18 protein-coding genes are annotated in these 17,818 nt (G+C 44.7%); 12 read left to right on the top strand and 6 right to left on the bottom strand.

The genetic code is table 11. From position 1 onward, the window contains the following. Positions 1-11 precede the first annotated feature (11 nt). The gene (locus F0261_RS03605; protein WP_061096130.1) at positions 12-1,010 is read right to left on the bottom strand and encodes an NADP-dependent oxidoreductase; all 999 of its coding nucleotides are present in this window, start codon (positions 1,008-1,010) and stop codon (positions 12-14) included. 387 nt (positions 1,011-1,397) lie between these two features. Here F0261_RS03605 and F0261_RS03600 point away from each other — a divergent pair, with 387 nt between their 5' ends. Next, positions 1,398-2,756 (top strand): OmpP1/FadL family transporter, encoded by a 1,359-nt coding sequence (locus tag F0261_RS03600; protein ID WP_014951198.1) that lies wholly within the window; start codon positions 1,398-1,400, stop codon positions 2,754-2,756. Between the two features lie 126 nt (positions 2,757-2,882). Here F0261_RS03600 and F0261_RS03595 read toward each other — a convergent pair whose 3' ends face one another. After that, the gene (locus F0261_RS03595) at positions 2,883-3,767 is read right to left on the bottom strand and encodes a LysR family transcriptional regulator (RefSeq protein ID WP_156078987.1); all 885 of its coding nucleotides are present in this window, start codon (positions 3,765-3,767) and stop codon (positions 2,883-2,885) included. A gap of 314 nt (positions 3,768-4,081) precedes the next feature. On the opposite strand from F0261_RS03595, the gene F0261_RS03590 reads away from it, so the two are divergent. Then, positions 4,082-5,092 (top strand): 5'-methylthioadenosine/S-adenosylhomocysteine nucleosidase, encoded by a 1,011-nt coding sequence (locus F0261_RS03590; protein WP_156078986.1) that lies wholly within the window; start codon positions 4,082-4,084, stop codon positions 5,090-5,092. A 194-nt stretch (positions 5,093-5,286) separates the two neighbouring features. Here F0261_RS03590 and F0261_RS03585 read toward each other — a convergent pair whose 3' ends face one another. Next, positions 5,287-5,730, bottom strand: coding sequence for a DUF2721 domain-containing protein (locus tag F0261_RS03585; RefSeq protein WP_014951195.1), 444 nt, complete (start codon positions 5,728-5,730; stop codon positions 5,287-5,289). Positions 5,731-6,047: 317 nt separating this feature from the next. Here F0261_RS03585 and F0261_RS03580 point away from each other — a divergent pair, with 317 nt between their 5' ends. Together F0261_RS03580 and F0261_RS03575 are read left to right on the top strand one after the other, a co-directional pair. Further along, on the top strand, positions 6,048-8,117 hold the full coding sequence (locus tag F0261_RS03580; protein WP_171337236.1) for a TonB-dependent receptor: 2,070 nt from the start codon (positions 6,048-6,050) through the stop codon (positions 8,115-8,117). Between the two features lie 185 nt (positions 8,118-8,302). Continuing rightward, positions 8,303-9,595: an NAD(P)/FAD-dependent oxidoreductase gene (locus F0261_RS03575; protein ID WP_171337235.1), complete on the top strand. Its 1,293-nt coding sequence runs from the start codon at positions 8,303-8,305 to the stop codon at positions 9,593-9,595. A 76-nt stretch (positions 9,596-9,671) separates the two neighbouring features. On the opposite strand, the gene F0261_RS03570 is transcribed toward F0261_RS03575, so the two are convergent. Both F0261_RS03570 and F0261_RS03565 read right to left on the bottom strand, forming a co-directional pair. Then, entirely contained in the window at positions 9,672-10,238 is a 567-nt protein-coding gene (locus tag F0261_RS03570) for a YceI family protein (RefSeq protein ID WP_014951192.1), read from the bottom strand. Positions 10,239-10,260: 22 nt separating this feature from the next. Next, positions 10,261-10,788 carry a cytochrome b gene (locus F0261_RS03565; RefSeq protein WP_171337234.1) on the bottom strand — a complete coding sequence of 176 codons (528 nt, stop codon included), beginning with the start codon at positions 10,786-10,788 and terminating at the stop codon, positions 10,261-10,263. 460 nt (positions 10,789-11,248) lie between these two features. Here F0261_RS03565 and F0261_RS03560 point away from each other — a divergent pair, with 460 nt between their 5' ends. From F0261_RS03560 to F0261_RS03545, 4 genes are all read left to right on the top strand, one after another. Then, on the top strand, positions 11,249-11,482 hold the full coding sequence (locus F0261_RS03560; protein WP_014977718.1) for a hypothetical protein: 234 nt from the start codon (positions 11,249-11,251) through the stop codon (positions 11,480-11,482). Between the two features lie 43 nt (positions 11,483-11,525). After that, on the top strand, positions 11,526-12,089 hold the full coding sequence (locus F0261_RS03555; protein ID WP_014951189.1) for a CBS domain-containing protein: 564 nt from the start codon (positions 11,526-11,528) through the stop codon (positions 12,087-12,089). Between the two features lie 130 nt (positions 12,090-12,219). Further along, positions 12,220-12,645: a hypothetical protein gene (locus tag F0261_RS03550; RefSeq protein ID WP_171337233.1), complete on the top strand. Its 426-nt coding sequence runs from the start codon at positions 12,220-12,222 to the stop codon at positions 12,643-12,645. Positions 12,646-12,739: 94 nt separating this feature from the next. Continuing rightward, positions 12,740-13,174, top strand: coding sequence for a hypothetical protein (locus F0261_RS03545; RefSeq protein WP_014980625.1), 435 nt, complete (start codon positions 12,740-12,742; stop codon positions 13,172-13,174). Positions 13,175-13,183: 9 nt separating this feature from the next. Here the strand turns inward: F0261_RS03545 and F0261_RS03540 are convergent, their stop codons facing one another. Continuing rightward, positions 13,184-14,113, bottom strand: coding sequence for an alpha/beta fold hydrolase (locus F0261_RS03540; protein ID WP_014980624.1), 930 nt, complete (start codon positions 14,111-14,113; stop codon positions 13,184-13,186). A gap of 146 nt (positions 14,114-14,259) precedes the next feature. Here F0261_RS03540 and arfB point away from each other — a divergent pair, with 146 nt between their 5' ends. The 4 genes from arfB to F0261_RS03520 all read left to right on the top strand — a co-directional run bounded on the left by arfB (position 14,260) and on the right by F0261_RS03520 (position 17,784). After that, positions 14,260-14,676 carry an alternative ribosome rescue aminoacyl-tRNA hydrolase ArfB gene (arfB, locus tag F0261_RS03535; RefSeq protein ID WP_014980623.1) on the top strand — a complete coding sequence of 139 codons (417 nt, stop codon included), beginning with the start codon at positions 14,260-14,262 and terminating at the stop codon, positions 14,674-14,676. Between the two features lie 126 nt (positions 14,677-14,802). Next, a complete protein-coding gene (locus F0261_RS03530; RefSeq protein WP_014980622.1) occupies positions 14,803-15,480 on the top strand; it encodes a hypothetical protein in 678 nt (225 codons plus the stop codon). Positions 15,481-15,603: 123 nt separating this feature from the next. Then, complete coding sequence (locus tag F0261_RS03525) at positions 15,604-16,515, top strand: hypothetical protein (protein ID WP_171337232.1); 912 nt, start codon at positions 15,604-15,606, stop codon at positions 16,513-16,515. Positions 16,516-16,764: 249 nt separating this feature from the next. Next, the gene (locus F0261_RS03520; protein WP_171337231.1) at positions 16,765-17,784 is read left to right on the top strand and encodes an outer membrane beta-barrel protein; all 1,020 of its coding nucleotides are present in this window, start codon (positions 16,765-16,767) and stop codon (positions 17,782-17,784) included. Positions 17,785-17,818: the final 34 nt, after the last annotated feature.

Raw genomic sequence — 17,818 nt, 5'->3', positions numbered from 1 at the left:
TCACGATTGGCTTACAGCTTCACAATCATCTTGCCGGTGTTCTTGCCTTCAAATAACATATTTAGGCCTTTCTCGGCGTTCTCTAAGCCTTCCACAGTGTGTGCACGGTACTTGATTTTACCTTGTTGAACATAAGGCGAAAGCTTTTGCAGTAGTTGTGGGATTTCACCCCAGTGATCAGGCATAGCAAAACCGCGAATGTTAATTCGCTTTTTAATCAGCGGGATCCAGTTCGGGCCCGGTGACGGCTTTTCAGACTGGTAATCGGCAATCATTCCACATACCACAATTCGGCCATGGGCATTCATTCTGTTAAAAATGTGCTGCTGAATAGGACCGCCCGTATTTTCAAAGAAGACGTCTATTTTATTTGGTGTTAGTTCGGCTAACTTTTCTTCTAAATTGTCGGTTTTGTAGTTTATAGCGCCATCAAACCCAAGCTCGTTAACAATCCAATCGGCTTTGTCTTCGCTTCCTACTACGCCAATTACACGCAGCCCGTCTGCTTTAGCAAGCTGACCTACAATTGAGCCTACAGAACCTGCTGCACCCGTAACAATAAGTGTCTCACCTTCTTTGGGCTGGCCAAAATTATATAAACCTGTTGTGGCCGTTAGGCCTGGTAGTGCAAAAACACAAAGGGCCATTTCCTCAGTAATGCCAGGCTGAAGTTTGTTAAAACCAGAACCGTCACTGAGCACATATTCACTCCAGCCAGTCATTCCCATAACTTTGTCGCCTACCGAAAAATTAGGGTTGTTAGACTCAACCACTTCGCCCACACCGCTTGAGCGCATTACATCGCCAAGCTCCACAGGTGGAATATAACTCTCTCTGTCTTCACTCATCCAACCTAACATCGCAGGGTCTAAAGACATGTGAGTTTGCTTTATCAAAATTTGACCGTCTTTAGGCGTGGGAATTTCGAGCTCTTTGCTTTCAAATAAATGTGGCCCAATTTTTCTGTCATGGGGGCGATTAACGAGTGTAATTGCTTTGTATGTTGACATGGTGTCCTCCTGTTACAAGCACAAATGGTCGACGTCTTATCGAATGTAAAAGCGCATCGCTAAACACGGTTACATCTGCGCTGTTTAAAATAGGGTGGGGGTTATAGACATAAACACAACCTATAACACAGCTTGTTTATAAATTTGAGTGAAACCTTTTTGCATTTCCAATAGGTGTTAGTGATAGTTAATTAAAATGGCGTTAACAAGATTGAGATCTTTTGTTAACGTCGTTTTATCAAAGTTGTTTATAAATGCGTCGAAGTTGTAGCTATAATTGTAAAAAATGCGATAAAAGTGCGTAAATGGCGTTTACTTGCATTGAACAAAAGTACTCAGATCCGTAGAATGCCCGATGCAATTTTCCCCTTTTACAATGAGTATCTTATGAAGCAACAGTTTTCTTTACGTGCCTCAGTTTGCTTAGCGCTTGCTACCTTAGCCTCTTCTTCTGCGCTGGCAGCTGGTTTCCAAGTTAATGAACACAGTGCAAACGGTCTAGGCCGTGCCATGGCTGGTCAAGCGGCTAAGCCAGAGAATGCCTCCATTTTAGCAACTAACCCTGCAGCGATTGGTGTATTTAAAGAAGCTGAGTTCAGTGCATCAGTAAGCTTTATCGATCCGAACGTAGATATCGATGGTGATGTTAGCTATGCGTTAGGCGAAGCCCCAGTTGGCCAACCTATGCCAGCAGCAGAAGACAACATTGCAGATACTGCTTTTGTTCCAGGATTCTTTTATGTAAGCCCAATTAATGAAAAGCTATCTGCTGGTGTAGGTGTATTCACAACCTACGGTCTTCGTTCAGATTACTCTGATGATTTCGGTGCGCTGCATTTTGCTGACACAGCTGAAGTAAAAACGGTAACCCTAAACCCTGCTGTATCTTATAAAGTGAATAAGCAGCTTATGGTAGGTTTTGGTTTAAACATCACTTACGCTGAAGCTGAAATTGGTTCTGGCGTATCAAACACGCTAGCGGGCACTGTTGCAGGCCTAGCGCCAACAGCAGAAGCGTTAGGTATTACATTACCTACGCTTACTCCTGGCAATTCACTGTTTAGCATGGAAGGTGACGATTGGGGCTATGGTTGGAACGCCGGTATTTTCTGGCAACCAACGGATATGACTAATGTTGCGCTTTCATACCGTGCAGAAACGAAACTAGAACTAGAAGGCGCGGTATCTTCAGAGACGCCAGTGTTTCCTATCAACTTAAACCAGCCTGGTAGTCTAGATTTGAACCTTGCTGCGATTACAGAGCTAGCGATTGATCAAAAAATTGACAATCAGTGGTCTGTACAAGCAAGTGTTACTTTCACTGACTGGAGTACGTTTGAGAAGCTTGAAGCTAACCTAGAAGACGGCATCGATTTCCTAATTAAAGAAGAGAATTTCGACGACTCATGGCGTGCAGCGCTTGGTGTAACTTACATCCTAAACGATGAAATTACCCTTCGTGCTGGCTATGCTTATGATGACGGTGTGGTATCGGTAGAAAACCGCTCACTAAGTATCCCAGATACAGACCGTCATTGGTTCTCTGGTGGTATGACTTACACGGTTAGCGAAGATACATCAATAGACGTGGCTTACGTATTCATAGATGGCCGTGAAGCGAATATCGACAAAGATAGAACGATTCTAAGCAATGTTCTTCCTGGTACTGACTTTACCACTAACTTCTCAGGCACACAGTCAGCTACTGCGCACATTCTAAGTGTTCAAATGAACACTCGCTTCTAATTTCAAAGAAGCCAAGTTAAATAAGAAAGGCAGCGTATTTACGCTGCCTTTTTGGTAATGACCTATGCACATTGGTATAACTTCGCATTTTTATGTGCGATGGGGTTCTTGTGCGCTGTTTAACGACTAAATTTGCGCAAATAAATCTTGCAGGCATGTAATTGCTGCGCCGATTTTAGCCGGCATTAGCTCCCGTTTCGGTGTAACCGCATAAACCGTATAATCTGGTAACTCCCAGTCAGTGAAGAGCTGCTTCATTTCACCAGACTTTAATAGATGTCTCACTTCTGGTTCGGGAAGAACCGCATAGCCAACACTATCTTGGGTAAGTTTAATCAATGTCTGCATTGAGTTGACATCAATGCGTTGTGTATCTAATTCATACTCGCCTTCGCTTTCGTGCTTCATGACGTATTCTTCAATATGTCTGTGAGCAATGTATGTATGCGCGTTAAGCGCTTCAGGCGAAGTCAGAGTTTCGTTTGCAAGTGGATGTTCTGCAGAGACACATAAGATGCGCTTCCAGGTAGCGAGTACCAAACTGCTGAAATTTGTATCTGAGACTGGGGCGAAGCAAAGAACAAGATCGGCACTGGAAGCGATAATGTCTTTAGGCTCGTCAGTTACGGTTAAAGAAATAGTTATTTTAGGAAATTCTTCACAAAGCTTTTTCAGTGGCTCGCTTAACAGTCCTCCGCCAAAACCCTCCGGCGCGATGATGTTTATTTTACCTGTGGGGTCATCCTGCAGACTTTCAATTTTTTGCTGGGCAAGTTCTGCGGTTTGCAGCATTTGCTTACTGGTTTCGTAATAGATGCGCCCTGCTTCCGTTAGGCTCAAGCTTCGGGTATTTCGATTAAAAAGGCTAAGGCCGATATCGTGTTCTAGCTTTCTTAACTGCTGACTAATAGCAGAGACAGTCATGTGCAGCTCTCTCGCAGCTACACTCATGCTACCGCTATCTGTTACTGCAACAAAAACCTGAAGAGAGCGAAGTAATTTAGTATTCATGGCGCTTAGTTAATCCTTTTTATTGGCCGCAGTATTTTGACTCTTCATTTGTAGCAAATTAACGACGGAAATAGTCGAATTCTACCGTATTTTAACGTTGATGAACGCTTTTGAAGCACGTCTTTACGCAATGCTTACAATGGAAAGTTATGCATTCTCTTCGCATTTGTAGCTAAAAGTAATTTTAGGGATCACCTTGTTTTAAAGATGTTTTCTTTATGTTTTTAAATGGTAAATTATTGAAATCCAGCGTTTCTTTGCCCGATTAAAGTGCTAGTTTAATTATTCACTAACTATGCAGCTGAGAATCGCGAATGAAACAGTTTACTTTGATGATTATTGTTCTGCTCTCCACCTCGTGGATGGGCGGTTGTACTTCTACTAAAACGTCCGTTGGCGCTTCATACGGGCCCGCCGCGTTCTCACAGCCTGCGTTTACTGCTGTTACCGTAGCCTACGCACCCGAAATGCAGGGTATCCTTAACCGTATTGAGCAAGATCCCAATGCATCCATTCACACAACCACAACCATCAAAGGCGTTACGTATCGCATAGGTACCTATCACGACGAGCCAATATTGATATTCGCGACGGGAATGAGCATTGCAAACGCTGCTATGACTATGCAGATGGCGTTGGATTACTTTCCGGTTAAGCAAGTGGTTTACATGGGGATTGCAGGAGCGGTTAACCCAAAATGGCAACCGGGTGACGTCATTGTTCCGGCGCGTTGGTACTACCATGATGAGAGTGTGTACACCAATGAAGATCCGAATGCTCCGGGGGAATACATACTGCCTGAATATTATGCAAAGTTCATTGAAGAGCAAGATGAACGCCGCGCTAAAGATCCTCACACACCAAAATATAAGCCCTTTCATTTCATTCATCCTGACGAAGTGCTTATTGTGAAAGAGGGGATGGATAAACCACAAGACACCGCCTATTTCAGCGCGACACCGCGTCTTTTAACTGCGGCGAAACAAGCTATGAGCACTATGCCAACGCAGCGCGTGCTTGGAGAGCGGGATGCCGAGCTCTTTGTAGGCGGAAATGGTATTACCGGGTCTGTCTTTATGGATAACCGCGAGTATCGAAAGTGGACAAGAGACGTGTTCAATGCCGAAGTAACTGAGATGGAGTCAGCCGCAATAGGTCAAGTATGTACCGTTAACGACGTTGACTGGATTATTGTTCGAGCTATTAGTGATTTGGCTGGCGGTCAAGAAGGCGTTAACGTAGAGAACAAGTACGACCAAGAAGTGTCGCGAATTGGCGCTAACGTTCTGTTTTCTGTATTAGATACACTCGCTGAGGACGAGTAGTCGATAGTATGGCAAACATTGAGGCAACGTTGCTTCTTTGCAAATGAATGTTAGCTTCAAAACTAAGCCAATCGCGACAGCCTAAAAATAAGTAGGCGGATAGAGAAGGTAAACATTACGCGCTATCCGCCTTTTTGGTGTGTCGCTGATGGGAACAATTGAACGCCAGCGAGCAAGCTGTTGTCGATACGTGGCTAGCGGATGGTTCTGACCATATTTATGGTATTTGTCGCAAGTTTTACTTCAACCAGAAAAACAATGAGCGCACTGATTAGAAACATCATAGCCAGTATGAACAATACGATGACTGGTGTTTTTAAATCGACAACCCATAGCGACCCAGAAAACAGCGCCATAATGACGGTACACACCATCAGTCCAGCGGCGACACATAGCCCAATCGCCCAGTTAATCACTTTTACCCTGCGCCATAGCACCTTAATTTCTTTCTTTGAGCGATCGACAATATGCGGGTCTGATAGAGTATGAATCTGTCTTTCTGCCACCCTCACCCTGTCGGATATTCGGCCCAGCCGAGATGACATAACATTGAGGAAGCCCGCAATACCGGTAAGTAAAAATACGGGGGCAACAGCGAATTCGATAAGCTGTGAAAGACTAGGAATAAGTGTGTCCAATGGTTCCTCCAGCGAACAAAGTTTGGTGTTCTTACTTCAGGCAAAGAGTGATTAACCCATTGCTGCAATCTACTAACGTACTGCCAGTCTATATGCGTTAGATACACGTAAATTAGAAATAGTGTATAAAACTAAGACTTGTGTTGTGACAGTAAAGTCTGCGAACTGCAAAGTCTACGCCAACGCTTAACTCAGAGATATGACGTAATTGTCAAAATGCCGCAACAGTTTAGCGAGTTTTAACCCATTCTTGCCTAAATTAACGATACACTAGCATCAGTTGCTAAAAAAACATTTTGTCATCATAAGGATAGATAATGCGCTTTGCCCCAAGCTTTCCTCTGTTGTTGCTAGCTGTGTCTCTGCTATCGCATTCAGCCATCGCTCAACAAACCAATGAAATAGAAAGAATTGAAACCACGTCTTCTCGTTTACAGGGAAATATGAATGCTTCCGGTTATGCAGTGTCGTCTATTTCAGAAGAAACGCTTTCGCTGCTTTCATTTCAACATATCCAAGAGTCGCTGAATTACATTGCGGGTGCTGGCGTACAGCGGGGCAATGGGCAAGAGTATTTACCTGCCCTTCGTTCGCCAGTGTTAACCGGCGCTGGAGCGTGCGGCGGAATTTTAGCAGCAGAAGATGGTATTGCGTTGCGCGCAGCAGGTTTTTGCAATATTAACGAGCTGTTTGAAGCACACGGTGAAATTGCACAGCGTATTGACGTGATAAAAGGCCCTGCGTCAGCGCTTTATGGCTCTAATGCGATACATGGTGTGATTAATGTGATTACCCCTGACACAACCCAAGGCGACGGAGAGCTTAGCGTTGATTACGGGTCTTATGGGTTTCATCGCGTAAAGCTTAAAGAAGGGAAAGACTTTGGTCGCAGCGGCGTGGGTATCGCCGCCAGTGTTACCAGAGATACAGGATATCGAAATGAAGAGGGCGTTGACCAAGAGAAAGTCTCGCTTCGCCACAGGCTAGAGTGGGACAGCACGGTTATCACGAGCGGCCTTACCTATACCCATTTAGACCAAGAAACTGCCGGCTACATCGAAGGGTTTGAAAGCTACAAAAATACACAAATAGCCAAAAGCAACCCAAACCCCGAAGCGTTTCGAAAAGCAGAAAGTTTTAGGCTATGGAGCAAGTTCGATACTAGCTTTAGCGGAGGTCATGCACTGTCGATTACACCTTACGTACGCAACCAGGACATGCGTTTCCGTATGCATTTTTTACCTGGCAAACCCCTTGAAACGAATGCTCAAAAAGGCGTTGGTGTGCTGTCTCAGTTCAATTACGTCATTAATGACAGCCTAAGTGCAGATATAGGATTAGACGTAGAATACACAGAAGGTAAATTAACCCAGTCACAAGACAGCGCCACAGAAGGGTCTGCCTTTTTGGTTGAAACCATACCTGTAGGAAAGCACTATGATTATGATGTAGATGCCACGCTATTTGCGCCTTTCTTTACCTTTAATTGGCAAGCTGAGCGTTGGGTTATTTCTGTCGGCGGGCGTTTTGAGTCTATGCAATACGACTACACCAACAATATGAATGTTGGTCGTGTACGCGAAGATGGCACACAGTGCGGTTTTGGTGGCTGTAGATATTCCAGGCCAGCAGACAGCGAAAATGATTTTGATAACTTTAGTCCGAAGCTTTCACTTCGTTATCAACTTAATCCTCAAACCCAGTTATTTGGCGGCATCGCAAGAGGCTATCGCGCGCCTCAGGCAACAGAGCTGTATCGTTTGCAGCGTGCACAGACTGTTACTGATCTTGACTCGGTAACGGCCGATAATATCGAGATGGGCGTTACAGGTACATTATTTGACGGCAGCTATACGCTTAGCCTTTACAGCCTACAAAAAGATAATGTGATTTACCGCGACAGCGACTTTTTCAACGTAAGCAACGGCGAAACGTGGCATAGAGGCGTAGAGCTTACTTTTGACCAACCGTTAAGCGATGTACTGCGCTTAGATTTTGCTGGTACATACGCAAAGCATACCTACGAGCACAGTCAGCTCTCAGGTGAACAAGACATTAAAGGTAATGATATTGATACTGCGCCAAAGCTTCAGTTTAACGCTCGTTTAAGCTTTGAGATGTCGAGCAAGGTACAAACGCAGCTAGAGTGGCAGCATGTTTCGAGCTATTTCACCGACGCTGAAAATCTCAACGAGTACGAGGGGCATGACTTGGTACATGCGCGTGTACGCTACAGCGTGAACGAAGACGTTACATTGTATGCGCGGGTTAACAACGTATTTGATACGGACTACGCTGAACGCGCAGACTTTACTAGCTTCACAGGCCCTCGATATTTTCCTGGGCGGCCTCGAAACTTCATGATAACGGCATCGTTCACGTTATAGCTTTAAATAAGCAGCCGTAATAGATAATTATTAATCTTGAAAATACAGACTATTGCCGTGATTTGCTTGTACCGCAGCGGCATCAGGCGTAGTCTGTAGGCATCAGCATGGGTCTCAGTCACGCCATGTATAGCGCTTGGAAAGGTCAGGCGGCATACGTGGAATGATTGTTAATAGGTATACCCATGCAAAAAATAGTAATTGTTGGTGGCGGTGCTGGTGGTCTTGAATTAGCCAGTCGCTTAAGCCGCACCCTCGGGAGAAAGAAACAAGCCGAAATTACCCTCGTCGACCGCAGTCGAACCCATATCTGGAAGCCGCTATTACATGAAGTGGCCGCCGGTGTAATTGATAAGCATTCAGACGGTGTGGACTACGCCATCCACGCTGCAGCTCACCACTACCGCTTTCAATTAGGTGAAATGTGCTCGCTTAACGCGCAAGCGCAAACCATAACCTTGTCGCCTTTAATCGATGAAGAAGGGACTCAGGTTTTGCCTGAACGAGAGATTCATTATGACCAGTTAGTGCTGGCGGTTGGCAGCGTGAGTAACGACTTTGGCACACCTGGCGTTGCTGAGCATTGCTACTTTCTTGACTCGTTAAAGCAAGCTGAACGTTTTCACAGAGCGCTTCTTAATCAGCTAATCCGCATCAATCAGCAAGAAGATAAAGACGCCAGAATTGATGTCGCTATTGTCGGGGCAGGAGCAACAGGTACTGAGCTAGCCGCTCAACTTCACCATGTGGCGAATTTGTCCAAGGCGTACGGAATGCCAGACATGTCAGCTTCTCGTCTTAAGATTACGATCGTAGAAGCGGGAGAGCGTATATTGCCTGCGCTACCTGAGCGTATAGCAAACTCTGCAAGAAAAGCGCTGCATAAGTTGGGCGTAGACATTAAAGAGCAAACCATGGTGGCAGAAGCCGACGCGAAAGGGCTGATCACAAAAGGCGGTGGTCGGATTGACGCTGATTTAATGGTGTGGGCTGCGGGGGTGAAAGCACCGGACTTCATAACAAAGCTTGCGCTTTTTGAAACGAACAGAGCTAATCAAATTCTTGTTGATAAGCAGCTTCGCAGTTCATCTCATAAGAATATTTGGGTGTTAGGCGATTGCTGCGGTTTCCAGCAGGAAAATGGGAAGTGGGTGCCGCCTCGAGCGCAGTCTGCCCACCAAATGGCGGATATTGTTGCGCATAATATAACGTCGTTATTTAATCAAAAAGACACGAAAGATTTTACTTACAAGGACTATGGATCCTTGGTTCACTTAAGTAAATACAGCACTGTTGGAAGCTTAATGGGATCACTGTCAAACAGCAGTATGTTCATTGAAGGGCGTCTAGCTAAGTTGGTTTACGTTTCTTTGTATAATATGCACCAGTTTGCAGTACACGGAAAAATTAAAGGTGCTCTAAAGCTCCTTGTGAAGAAGTTAAGTCAGGCCATCAGCCCTAAGCTGAAGCTTCACTAACCACATGTAAAAAAAGCCCCATGTTTGGGGCTTTCTTAAATCATAAATTTAGTTCGCTGGGACTAAATGTAAATAGCTATTGTTTCACGCCTTCAACGTGAAGCTCTAATTCTACCGTTTGCGACGCTGGGCCTAAATCATAGTCGATGCCATAATCTTTAAGTGCAATCGTCGTTGTGCCCATAAAGCCTGCTCGATAGCCGCCCCATGGGTCTTTGCCTTCGCCAATCTTTTTGGCTTCAATTGTAATAGGCTTTGTCACACCATGAAGCGTGAAGTCACCCATTACATCCATCATGCCGTTGCCTTTATCGACAATTTTTGTACTGACAAACTTCGCCTCTGGAAAGTCGTCAACGTTTAAGAAATCGTCGCTCTTAAGGTGCTTGTCACGCTCTGCGTGGTTTGAGTCGATACTGTCGGTATCGATAGTCACCATAATTTTTGCTGCACTAGGTGCTGCGTCGTCGTAACTAAAAGTACCTTTAAAATCGTTGAAGCGACCAGTAAGCCACGAGTAGCCCAAGTGTTGAATTTTAAAGTTGATAGACGCGTGGGCGCCTTTGCTATCAATCACATAATCTGCGGCGTTAGCGGTGCTTAAAGACAGCGCAGCGGCCAGGGCAAGTGTTAACTTCTTCATCATTTCTCCTTTCTTCTCAATATCATCGAAGCCGTAACATCTGCTTCAGTGTGTCATCGTTACTAATAAAGTGGTGTTTCAGTGCAGCCAGCGCGTGAATGATCGCCAATACAATCACCGACCACGCAATATAAAAATGGGCCTCTCCTGCAATGTCTTCTTGATTTTCAAAGAACTCGCCCATTGCAGGTACAGAAAACCAATTAAATACGTCGATGCTTCTTCCATCGGCCGTTGAAATTAAATAGCCGCTCGCGAATAGCATGATAATCAAGGTGTACAGAAGCCCATGACCTATGCGACTTAACCTTTTTTCTAACGGGGTGCCATGTGACGGCGGCCGTGAAGTAACAACGCGCGTGACTAAGCGAATAACAGTGATGGCAAGCAAAATTAATCCAATACTCTTGTGCCAATGCGGTGCCGTCTTATACCAGTCGCTGTAGTATGTGAGATCGACCATCCACAGCCCTGAAGCAAACATGCCGACAATGGCAATGGCAGATATCCAATGCAAAATAACTATAGGTCTGGACCATCTTGATTTCATATCACTTCCGTTATTACTTACTTGCAATCAGGTTGTTTAGACCTTCAGTTAATGCGTTATCTCAACCGCTAAATGACCGCTGAAAAAACACCTCATGCATCAATTGAATCTAGTGTATTTCTAATTACGTTGGCTAAACATCACATTTAATGGGAGTGTTCGTTCTTGTTTTTAGAACGAATGTACAGCAAACAACCCACCAAACCTGAGTCGCGACACGATTAGTTTTCGAAGACGCGTCGTTTAATGGTCGATAAAATGCGCTAAACACCTCTATTAAACGCGCTAAATACTCTTATAGTTTAAATAGGCAGTAACAAAAGTGGCTGCTTTGCTTCAATGTTGTTTAATTCAGTAGAGGTTGTACGCTTTGCGCGTTTCGTACGTTTTGTTGGCCGTTATTCTGCCAGCGTTATTTTCATCACTAGTATCCGTCTCCGTATTGGGAGAGGGAAGAAGTGTGCAAAATATTGCGGGGCAGTCGAACAGTGCAAATACGCTCTCAACCCTCATTAGCGAATGGGAAAGCTCCGCTTTTGAAGTATCTGACGACGACATTGATGATGGCATTTCGTTTGTCGACATCACCAGCGGCTTGGAAAAATACCGGTTTTCGGCTGGAAAAACGATTGATGCAAAAGCCTTTACTAGGCAGCGCGATAACATCATTCGAGGGCCACCTTCTTTCACTTAATCATTAAAAAACTGAATTTTTTATTTTTGATTAGGAGAAAGGTATGCACGCCTTAAATCTATATAAAACCGAAGCTATCGATACATTGGCATGGCCGGTTGTTGAAAACACCATTACTGTAAAATCATCTGCTATGGCGGTCTTCACTGACTTTAAGCAGCACTTACCACACGTTATTGATGCTCGAACTCCAGCGACAAAAATAGAGTCGATTATGCGTCAGTCTCATGTTCGTATGATGCTGGTGGTAAACAGTGAGAACCGTTTCATTGGTATTGTGACCAGTCACGATGTCGGTGAACAGCAAATTATTCAGCGTGTGAGCGAGCTTAAGATTAAGCGAGAAGAGCTCACTGTTCATGATTTCATGCGTCCTAAAACCTCGCTCATGTCGTTCGATTTCAGTGAGCTAATACGTTCATCAGTGGGGGACGTGATAGAAACACTCAAAGACTACGGGCAGCACCATTGCCTTGTCATGGACAGAGACAGCCATGAAATTCGTGGCGTAATCAGCGTGAGTGACATTGCTAGAGAGCTGCGTTTGCCGCTTGATATACAGGGCCGCCCTACGTTTGCTGAGCTTATCAACATTCTTGCCGCTTAATTTTCAATTTTCTCAATACTGAACCATACTTTGACTATGCGTTGTTTCAAAACAACACGTAGTCAAAGGCATATATCGCCTTAACGGTATTTGCTAGCTTAATATTTTATCGAAGTAGTTAGGTGGTTATATGCAGTATGCTCATGGCGAATTTATTATTACACGCTGTGGTGATGCGGTGCTAACGCAAGCTTATGGGCCGTGGAACAGAGAGTGTGTAAATAGCTTTGCCAGTGAGTATCGCACGCTTTCCGAGTGCTTACATGGGAAAGCTTGGTGCGATATTGTTAGTGTTGTTGGCGAATCACTACTCATTCCTGATGCTGAAGCGCTGCTTCACGAACGTGTGGCTTCGGTAAATCCCATGGGGCTCACTCATGTGGCATTAGTGATGGGAGAGTCAAGCGTTCGAGCAACCACGCAGGCACAACTTAAACGCGTGTATCGCGATACCAATATTGATTATATTTTTGTGGATTCCATAGAAGATGCTATTGATTGGTTGTCTTCAAAAGGATTTTCCGTCGATAAAGATGGCATCGATTTGCATCGTTAGAAAGTAGCAATGAAGCTGTAGATAAAACTTGGTACGCATTTCGCAACGTTTCATAACATCTGTATAACATTGTTCGATGAAACGAGGCGATATTATGAATAGATCACTATTTCCTACCAGCGTTGTTACGAAAGCCTTCACTTGGGCATACCAGGAACTCGGTTTAAATATCAAGCAAGCTTCTGAAATATTGGGTATTTCTCCATCTTCTTTGGCGCAGACTACGCTACTTGGGTTTGAGAGTGGCACATCAGAGTACAGAAAGCAGCTCGCTTTTATTCGTATGTATCATTTACTCATTTCATTGTCAGATGGGGACAGTGAGCAAATGAAGGCGTGGTTTAGCAGTTACAATATAACGCTGGGCGCGACCCCTTTTGAAATGTGCAAAGCGTATGACGGCATTGAGAGAGTCGCCGATCAGCTTCGCAAACTGAAGCAGTCGACTTGTGGTAGAGAGCGCACACTCGCCGTTGTTGAGTTTTCTCATAAAGAGCACGTTGAAAAGGCAGGCGCAAGGCTTCACTAAGCCACTTACTTAAGCGCTTTCGTCAATCGATATTATAAAGTCTGCGCACGCTTGCACCTGAGTAACGGGGATCATGTGGCCAGCGCCCGAAATAATTTTGTGTACCGCACTTCCTATTGCCTTTGTTACCGCGGTGATGTGCTCATCGGGCCTCAAGATAGTATCTTTTTCACCATACAATACCCCAACAGGGCATTGAATCTCTTCATAATGAGTTTGCTGACGGTGCAGACTGCCCTGCGCAGATACTGTATCTCTGCTACCTTCATAAAAGCTTCGAGAGTGAAGCGCTAATAAACCACCGCCTTCAGTTGAAAAGGACGGGGGGACAGGTTCGGGGTGAAAAATTTGTGCGACTTGCTTTCTACCTAACTTTGCACGCAGTGGACTGGCAATGGTTTTTGCAACACTGCTGCGTACCCATTCATTGGGTATGTAAAGCACCGAAAGAGGCCCGGCACCACCTTTTAGTGGTGTAGTTAACGGGCACAGAAGTGAAACCGATTTTATTTTGTCAGGTGCATCGATTGCCATCCTCAGTGCAATTCCTCCTCCCATTGAATGCCCAGCGATGCTCGCACTACCTATTCCCTCTTTTTGCATCCACTCGAGTATCATTTTACTTTGCTGTTCGAAGCTGGCGGATGTGCTTTTGTAGCGGCTCGAAAATCCGCTGCCTGGACGATCAACGGTATAGACCGTGTAGCGGGAAGCGAGGGTTTTTGCTAATTCGCTAAAATTGTTACTATTGCCAAGTAAACCATGAATCAGCACAAGCGCCGGACCGTTTCCTTGCTTTTGCCAGTGAATAATTCCACCATCAACAGGCGTAAGTTTTCCTGATGGTGTGAATGAAGCTTCGATATTGCTGTCCATTTTGGCGGTAAACCAAATAAGCGCTACAAAGATACAAATAATGATGAGCAATGCGATGATCATGTTTTATGTCCAAAATAAGGATAAAAAACAACCTATCGGTTAACGCAAAAATGGTCAAGTAAGCAGTAGTGATAGTGACGTATAGATGTAGGGCCGCTAGTGCTGCAACGTTAACGTGGTTACGCCATGACGTATTAGGATTTGAGATGGAATTAATAATAACCCCTTCTATCGCGATAGATGAAAGCGAAGCTGAATTGCAAGCTATTCGAGCACAAGGTAGCGGTGGGCAGAATGTGAATAAAGTAAGTAGCGCCATACATTTACGCTTCGACATAAATGGATCATCGCTGCCTGAAAAGCTGAAAGAAAAGCTACTTCAGCTTAAAGATAGTCGCGTTACCAACGACGGTATTTTTGTGCTTAAAGCGCAAAATTATCGAACGCAAGAACAAAACAGAGAAGATGCGCTAGCGCGACTTGTTGCGTGGATAAAGGCTGCGACAATTGAACAAAAACCGCGCATAAAAACAAAGGTGAGCCGTGCGGCAAAAGCACGTCGTGTAGATGTAAAAAAACAACAAGGTGCTAAAAAATCTATGCGCAAGAAAGTGGAATTTTAAACAAAACTAATCTAAAGTATAAAGCCTTATAGATGTCATTTCGCAAGACAACGGAAAATTCTTACAATAATAAATGAATGTGTCTTGTGCTTATGCTAATTATTGGAACTTAGGGAAGCATACAAAGTGACGCGTTCGAACGTTATTCCTATGGTGCTATTTGCAGCCATAGTGGTTTCGCTTGGGATTAATACACCGCAAGCCGCAAACGAGATTATTGCTCGTTTGTTCAACAAATCTATTTCAAATACTGAACTACAGCCCTCACAGGCTGATGTCGACCGTTTTCAGTCTATTTTAACTGACAAGTCTGAGAAAGAAGTACGAGCTATTTTAGCTCAGCGTGCACTTGGTAATAAAATTACCGAGTCTGTTCTTTCAGATTTTGCCGATAAGAATGCGATTGAGCCAAATGAAAGCGAAATTCAATCTGCGTATTCTGTAATAAAATTATGGACCGTTGATTTGAACAACGATGGCGCCTATCAAGATGAAGAGCTAGAGCGTTACCGTTTGGCAATGGCGGAAGGCATGGCAAAAAGCTGGAAAGTATCGAAAGCCCTTTACGAAGCGTATGGCGGAGATGTGGTTTTTCAACAGGATAACCCGTTAACACCGGTAGGAGCTTATCAAAAACTGTTTGAACAGTATCGCGAAAAGGGTGAGTTCGTTATTTATGACCCTGCCTTTAAAGCTGCGTTTTGGAGTTCAGTTAAAATGAAATATGCCAAAACTTACGACCCAGATAATATAGATTTTTCACTTCCCTGGTGGGAAAAGAGCATGACTGCTTCAGAAAAATAGTTCGAAAAGCCCTGTTTTTACAGGGCTTTTTTAATTCTTTTAAAAAAATCAAACTCAGTGCGGAATAAAAACTTTTCTTCAATCGTTATCTCAGTGTCCTTTATGAAAAACGGAGATAAACGGATGAAAAAGTTAAATACTGCAATTGCACTGGCTTTAGGTATCGCGTCAACGTCTGTGTTGGCTCAAGAAACCACGTTCTCTGCTAACACATCAGCTAATGCGTCGAATTCTGCATCGCTTTCACTAACAAGCGGTGCAACTACACAGTCTGCAAATCAGGTTAATACACAGACTTCTGCCGAAGGCGAAGCATCTACGCAGAGCCAAATGTCCACCGAGACCTCAGCCGATACCGGTGAACAATTATCCGCAAACCAAACAAGCAACGATCTATCTGCCGATCAGGGAGTGAGTCAAGTTTCTGCAACATCAGATATGGCGAACTCGATAACTTCGCCAGTGGCAGGCGCACTGACAAGTAGTGTGTCTGGGCCATTATCTGTATTGTCATCAGCGTCTGGTAATGCAGAACAAGTCGATGGAGCAGAAAGCGAAGCAGAAAGTACAGCGCAGACAGCGCCAAGCTTGGCATTGAACCAAATCGGTTCACTAACAAACAATGGCGCGGAAAATACCGCAGGAGGTTCGCTAGCTGGCAGTGTAAGTGGTGCACTAAACAATACTGCAGAAACAGCAGCAGGTAGTACCTTATCGAACACGGCTGACAGCACGGCTGCAGGCACCATCGAAAGTGCGGTAAACGGCGGCGTAGCCAATACAGCAGCCAGCACCGTAGCAAGCTCAGTGACCAGTTCTGTAACCGGAACGGTTGGCACCGCTGTCGAAGGAACAATTACTGACACGGTAGGAAATACGGTAGAAAGCACGGTAGAAGGCACGGTAGCAAGTACGGTGGATACCACCGTAGCAGGCACGGTAAATAATACCGTGGCGAGTTCGGTTGAAAGCGCCGTAACAAGCACTGTAAACGACAACGTAGCTTCAAGTATTTCAGGTGCGCTTGGCCTTTAATATAAAGGCCTAAACCACTAGGTGGGCGTAGAGCAATCTTGAGCTAGCACGTTAAATAGCCACCTTAAAGTCTGAGTGCGGCTTGTCTAAATAGAAAGGCAAGCCGCTATTTAAGGTCTAGGCTGCAGGTGCGAATACACTGCCTCGCTATCGTGCATTCCCTAAAGCGAGCACCTCAAGTCAAATCTCACGTCTCTCCTTAAAAACAGCAATCGCTAACTTTCACTTTCTCTGTGGTAGGTAACAACAATGAATACGCAAATACTTCAACACTCATCAACAACAAACAACTTTATTCGTGGCGGTCGCAAATGCCTATCGCTGTCCGTGGCAGCTGTTTTACTCGGTAGTAGCGCTGCTAATGCGGGCTCTGACAGTCACTCGCACAATGATGAAGATGCGAATCATACAAACGCAAAACACCAAACGATTTCATTCTCAGGGACTGGCTATTTAGGGTACCGCTCTGATAGCAATGTGAGCGTTAGCGAGCTCGATACGAATTCAGATGTGGCCGACGACGCGGTACAGTCAAAAGCTCAGCTAAAGGTGCTGGTGAAGCCCACAGCGAAATGGGAAAATGTACTGTCGGTAAGTCAGGCGAATACCAACTATCAAACGCTAAGCGAGTTCGATCTTGGCCTTACCACACTGTCCGCTAGCACCAGCTATGCGTTTGACTTCGCCAAACTAGGAGCGCACTACTATCACGCTAGCGCTGAGCTAGACGGGCGTGACTTCCTCACCTATCAACAATCTGGATTATCTGTCGGAAAATTGTTGGGGCAGCGCACTTACTTGCGTGTTAGTAGCGACCTTATCGATAAACAATTCGAGAACACGCCTGAAGGTGCGCCAATTCGAGATAGTGAAGCAGCTGCTGTGCGCAGTGACCTATTTTACTTCTTCGAAGGGGAAGACTTCTTCCAAATCGCACTTAAGTATCAAAATGAAGATGCCCAAAATAATGTGTTCGATTACACCGGTATTGGGATGGATCTAGCGTACACCTATCTTCTAGCGGTGTTTAGTAAACCCTTGAAGCTTACGGTTGCCTATCAATTAGATGTAAGAGATTACGCCTCAGAACAAGATGGAGGTATAGGCAGGGAAGACGATAGACACGTCGTTGAGATGAGTGCCGATTACGCCATTCACAACAATGTTGATATTAAACTGTCTACGCAATATGGAGACTTTGCTTCTAGTGTCGATGGCGCAAATTACCAAGAAACCATTGCTGAGTTAGGCATTAACGTTCATTTTTAGTGGGCGTTAATATAAACTCTATAATGAACAGCAC

The sequence above is a fragment of the Alteromonas sp. 07-89-2 genome (genome assembly GCF_013113925.1).
In the GTDB taxonomy this organism is placed as follows: Bacteria; Pseudomonadota; Gammaproteobacteria; order Enterobacterales; family Alteromonadaceae; genus Alteromonas; species Alteromonas macleodii.
This window is presented reverse-complemented; position numbering and strand designations above follow the sequence as displayed.